The organism is Streptomyces colonosanans, from assembly GCF_001866645.1.
Lineage (GTDB): Bacteria > Actinomycetota > Actinomycetes > Streptomycetales > Streptomycetaceae > Streptomyces > Streptomyces colonosanans.
In genome coordinates this window covers 1-4,627 of record NZ_MLYP01000051.1, presented here as the reverse complement: position 1 = coordinate 4,627, position 4,627 = coordinate 1, and the positions used below count along the sequence as shown (strand labels likewise).

The window sequence follows — 4,627 nt, the reverse complement described above, 5'->3', positions numbered from 1 at the left end:
CCCCCGCCCCCACCGATGGCCCCACCGGCCAGGCTCCCGGCAGGGCCTTGCACGCCCCCGTCATCGCCTGGTTCGACGAGCACGCCCGCGACCTGCCCTGGCGGCGCCCGGAGGCCGGGCCCTGGGGCGTGATGGTCAGTGAGTTCATGCTGCAGCAGACGCCGGTCAGCCGCGTCCTGCCCGTCTACGAGCGGTGGCTCGTCCGCTGGCCGCGCCCCGCCGACCTCGCCAAGGAGCCGCCCGGTGAGGCCGTCCGCGCCTGGGGCCGCCTCGGCTACCCGCGCCGCGCCCTGCGCCTGCACGGCGCGGCCGTCGCCATAGCGGAGCGGCACGGCGGCGACGTGCCCACCGACCACGCCCAGTTGCTCGCACTGCCCGGCATCGGCGAGTACACGGCCGCGGCCGTCGCCTCCTTCGCGTACGGCCAGCGGCACGCGGTCCTCGACACCAATGTGCGCCGCGTCCTGGCACGGGCGGTCACCGGCGTGCAGTACCCGCCCAACGCCACCACCGCCGCCGAGCGCAAACTCGCCCGCGCCCTGCTGCCCGAGGACGAGCACACCGCTTCCCGCTGGGCCGCCGCGTCCATGGAACTCGGCGCGCTGGTGTGCACCGCGAAGAACGAGACCTGCCAGCGCTGCCCGATCGCCGGGCAGTGCTCCTGGCGGCTGGCCGGAAAGCCGGAGCACGACGGCCCGCCGCGCCGCGGCCAGACGTACGCGGGCACGGACCGCCAGGTGCGCGGCCGGCTCCTGGCCGTGCTGCGGGAGGCCGCGCACCCAGTGCCGCAATCGGTCCTCGACCGCGTCTGGGACGAGCCGGTACAGCGCGCCCGCGCCCTGGACGGCCTGGTCTCCGACGGCTTGGTGGAACCCCTCCCCGGGGGCCTCTACCGCCTTCCGCTCACCTGACGCCGCCCCGCCCGGGCGCCCACTACCCACCGGCGCCCGGGCGGACCGCGCACAGTACTTCTCAGCGTGGCCACAGCCCGCACCTTGCCCGGTCACAGCTCCCCCACCCCTCCAGTAGGGCAAATCCCCCCATACCACCCCCAACTCCCGCCTGGCCTTACCCCGTTCGTATGTCCGTTACACAACCGACGGACAGCCGAGCGCTTCCCGCAGGCTGCCTCGGACAACCCCGTGACAAGCCCTCCGTAGCTTCATATGCGTACCGCGTACGGCGCGGTACGCAGGTGGGAGACCTGACACCCGGCCGGCGACGCAGCCGGCCGACGGGTCGGCAACGGGGAACGGAGGCGGTTGGAATGGCGCACGGCGAGGTGCTCGAATTCGAGGAGTACGTACGCACCCGGCAGGACGCGCTGCTGCGCAGCGCCCGTCGGCTGGTCCCGGACCCGACCGACGCCCAGGACCTGCTGCAGACCGCGCTGGTGCGCACATACGGACGCTGGGAGGGCATCGCGGACAAGCGCCTGGCGGACGCCTACCTGCGCCGGGTGATGATCAACACGCGCACCGAGTGGTGGCGGGCCCGCAAGCTGGAGGAGGTCCCCACCGAGCAGCTGCCCGACGCCTCCGTCGAGGACTCCACCGAGCAGCACGCCGACCGCGCTCTGCTGATGGACATCCTCAAGGTGCTCGCTCCGAAACAGCGCAGTGTCGTCGTGCTGCGACACTGGGAGCAGATGTCCACGGAGGAGACGGCCGCCGCCCTCGGCATGTCGGCCGGAACGGTAAAGAGCACGCTGCACCGGGCGCTCGCCCGGCTCCGCGAGGAGCTGGAGGCGCGCGACCTGGACGCACGCGCGCTGGAGCGTGAGGAGCGGGAGCGTTGCGCGGCCTAGGCACAGGGGCCATACGGTCCAGCGGGGCCCTCAAGGCGGTGATCGCGGCGGTGGCCGCGATCGCCGTCCTCGGGCTTTTCGCCTCCGCCTGCGCCACCGGCGGCACGGGCGCACGCGACGAGGGTCCGGCGAGCGGCAACTCGGTGGCATCGGCCACCACCGCTCCCTCCCCTTCGCCGACGACCAAGGAACCCACGCGCATGGACGTGGTGCGGATGGTCAAGCACGACCCCGAGGTCGCGACCGCGGTCAAGGACGGCCTGAAGCCGTGCGTGGGCGACGAGTATCCGGTCGATGTGTCCTACGGAAAGCTGACCCACGGCTCCGCGAACGACATCGTGGTCAACGTGATGACGTGCGGCGACGCCGTCGGCGTGGGCTCGTACGTGTACCGGAGGGCGGACCACGGGTACCAGAATGTGTTCAAGGCCGAGGAGCCGCCGGTCTACGCGGAGATAGACCGCGGCGATCTGGTGGTGACACAGCAGATGTACAAGAAGGGTGACCCGGTGGCCTTCCCCTCCAGCGAGGAAGTGATCACCTACAGCTGGGCGGCGAACCGCTTCACCGAGAAGTCCCGCACACACAACGAGTACAGCAGCGCGGTGGGGGACGGCACCGCCGCCCCGACCGGGAACTGAGGGCATCGGATGGCAGAACAGACCCACGTCCTGTTCGTCGAGGACGACGACGTCATCCGCGAGGCCACCCAGCTCGCGCTGGAGCGGGACGGCTTCGCGGTCACCGCCATGCCCGACGGGCTGTCCGGTCTGGAGGCGTTCCGCGCCGACCGTCCGGACATCGCTCTGCTGGACGTGATGGTCCCCGGCCTCGACGGTGTCAGCCTGTGCCGCCGTATCCGCGACGAGTCGACCGTGCCGGTGATCATGCTGTCCGCACGTGCCGACTCGATCGACGTCGTGCTCGGCCTGGAGGCGGGCGCCGACGACTATGTGACCAAGCCGTTCGACGGCGCCGTGCTGGTCGCACGCATCCGCGCCGTGCTGCGCCGCTTCGGACACGCGAGCGGCCCCGACCGGGCGGCCGAGGACGCCTCGCCGGGGGGCAGCGCAGTGCTCACCTTCGGTGATCTGGAGGTCGACACCGAGGGCATGGAGGTACGACGGTCGGGGCAGCCGGTGGGGCTCACACCGACCGAGATGCGGTTGCTGCTGGAGTTCTCGTCGGCGCCGGGCACGGTGCTGTCGCGCGACAAGCTGCTGGAACGTGTGTGGGACTACGGCTGGGGCGGTGACACCCGCGTCGTCGACGTCCACGTCCAGCGGCTGCGTACGAAGATCGGCCAGGACCGGATCGAGACCGTCCGTGGCTTCGGCTACAAGTTGAAGGCCTGAACAGGGGTATGCGGAGGTTCCTCAAGCGGGTGGTCCCGGAAGACGCGGCCATACGGACCAACCTCAGCTGGAAGCTCAGCGCGGCGATCGCCCTGGTCGGCGCGCTGGTCGCGATCGCGTTGAGCCTGGTCGTGCACAACGCGGCGCGCGTGTCGATGCTCAACAGCGCGCGGGACGTCGCCGACTCGCGCGTCCAGCTGGCCCAGCGGATGTACGAGTCCGGGCGCACCCGGACCCTCTGGGGCAAGATCGACGACCCGGCCATCCCGCGGGACCTGCTGGAGAAGGTCATGGAGGGCCGGCGCGCCACCTATGTGTCCGAAGGTGCACATGGCGTACCGGACATCTGGGCCGCAGTACCGCTCAAGGACGGCCGGGTGCTGTCCCTGCACACCCCCTTCACGGACCACAGCGCCGAGGTGATGAAGGACCTCGACCAGGCGCTGATCATCGGCTCGATCTCGGTCGTCCTCGGCGGCTCCGCTCTCGGTGTGCTGATCGGGGGGCAGCTGTCGCGGCGTCTGCGCAAGGCGGCGGCCGCGGCGAACCGGGTCGCCCAGGGCGAGACCGATGTGCGGGTACGGGACGCGATCGGTGGTGTGGTGCGCGACGAGACGGACGACCTGGCGCGCGCGGTCGACGCGATGGCGGACGCGCTCCAGGAGCGCCTCGAGGCGGAGCGCCGGGTGACCGCGGACATCGCGCACGAGCTGCGCACCCCGGTCACCGGCCTGCTGACGGCCGCGGAACTGCTGCCGCCGGGCCGCCCCACCGAGCTGGTGCTGGACCGCGCGAAGGCCATGCGCACGCTGGTGGAGGACGTCCTGGAGGTCGCGCGTCTGGACAGCACCTCCGAGCGGGCCGAACTGCAGGACATCATGCTCGGCGAGTTCGTGACCCGGCGGGTGACCGCGAAGGACTCGGACGTCGAGGTGCGGGTGGTCCATGAGTCGGAGGTCACCACGGACCCGCGCCGACTGGAGCGCGTGCTGTTCAACCTGCTGGCGAACGCGGCCCGGCACGGAAGGCCGCCGATCCAGGTCTCGGTGGAGGGCCGGGTGATCCGTGTACGGGACCACGGTCCCGGCTTCCCCGAGAAACTGCTCGCCGAGGGCCCGAGCCGTTTCCGCACGGGCAGTTCGGACCGCTCGGGGCACGGTCACGGCCTGGGCCTGACGATCGCGGCGGGCCAGGCGCGGGTCCTGGGCGCACGCCTGACATTCCGCAACGTGCGCCCGACCGGGGCCCCGGAGCACATACCGGCCGAGGGCGCGGTCGCGGTCCTGTGGCTGCCGGAGCACGCGCCGACGAACACGGGGAGCTTCCCCATGCCGCCCCTGTCCGGGAAGTGATGCCGCCGCCGGGGCGGTGAGGTACTCGGCGTCGCGATCTCAGGGCCGGTCCTTCTCCGGGTCCGGGCCGCGCTCGTGTCGCTAGGGCGCGTATTGAGTTGTGATCAAGAGTT

The 4,627-nt window shown here is 71.7% G+C and carries 5 protein-coding genes; all 5 read left to right on the top strand.

Annotated features, from left to right (window positions below; all coding sequences use genetic code 11):
* A partial coding sequence (locus tag BIV24_RS20330) for an HhH-GPD family protein (RefSeq protein WP_079168405.1) occupies nt 1-911 on the top strand: 911 nt, incomplete at its 5' end.
* Nucleotides 912-1,267: 356 nt separating this feature from the next.
* On the top strand, nt 1,268-1,807 hold the full coding sequence (locus BIV24_RS20325; protein ID WP_071367801.1) for a SigE family RNA polymerase sigma factor: 540 nt from the start codon (nt 1,268-1,270) through the stop codon (nt 1,805-1,807).
* Nucleotides 1,795-2,448, top strand: a complete 654-nt coding sequence (locus BIV24_RS20320) for a hypothetical protein (RefSeq protein WP_071367800.1) — start codon at nt 1,795-1,797, stop codon at nt 2,446-2,448. Before BIV24_RS20325 ends, BIV24_RS20320 begins: the two co-directional genes overlap by 13 nt.
* A 9-nt stretch (nt 2,449-2,457) precedes the next feature.
* On the top strand, nt 2,458-3,162 hold the full coding sequence (cseB, locus tag BIV24_RS20315; RefSeq protein ID WP_071367799.1) for a two-component system response regulator CseB: 705 nt from the start codon (nt 2,458-2,460) through the stop codon (nt 3,160-3,162).
* A gap of 8 nt (nt 3,163-3,170) precedes the next feature.
* On the top strand, nt 3,171-4,514 hold the full coding sequence (gene cseC, locus BIV24_RS20310; RefSeq protein WP_071367798.1) for a two-component system sensor histidine kinase CseC: 1,344 nt from the start codon (nt 3,171-3,173) through the stop codon (nt 4,512-4,514).
* The last annotated feature ends 113 nt before the right edge of the window (nt 4,515-4,627 follow it).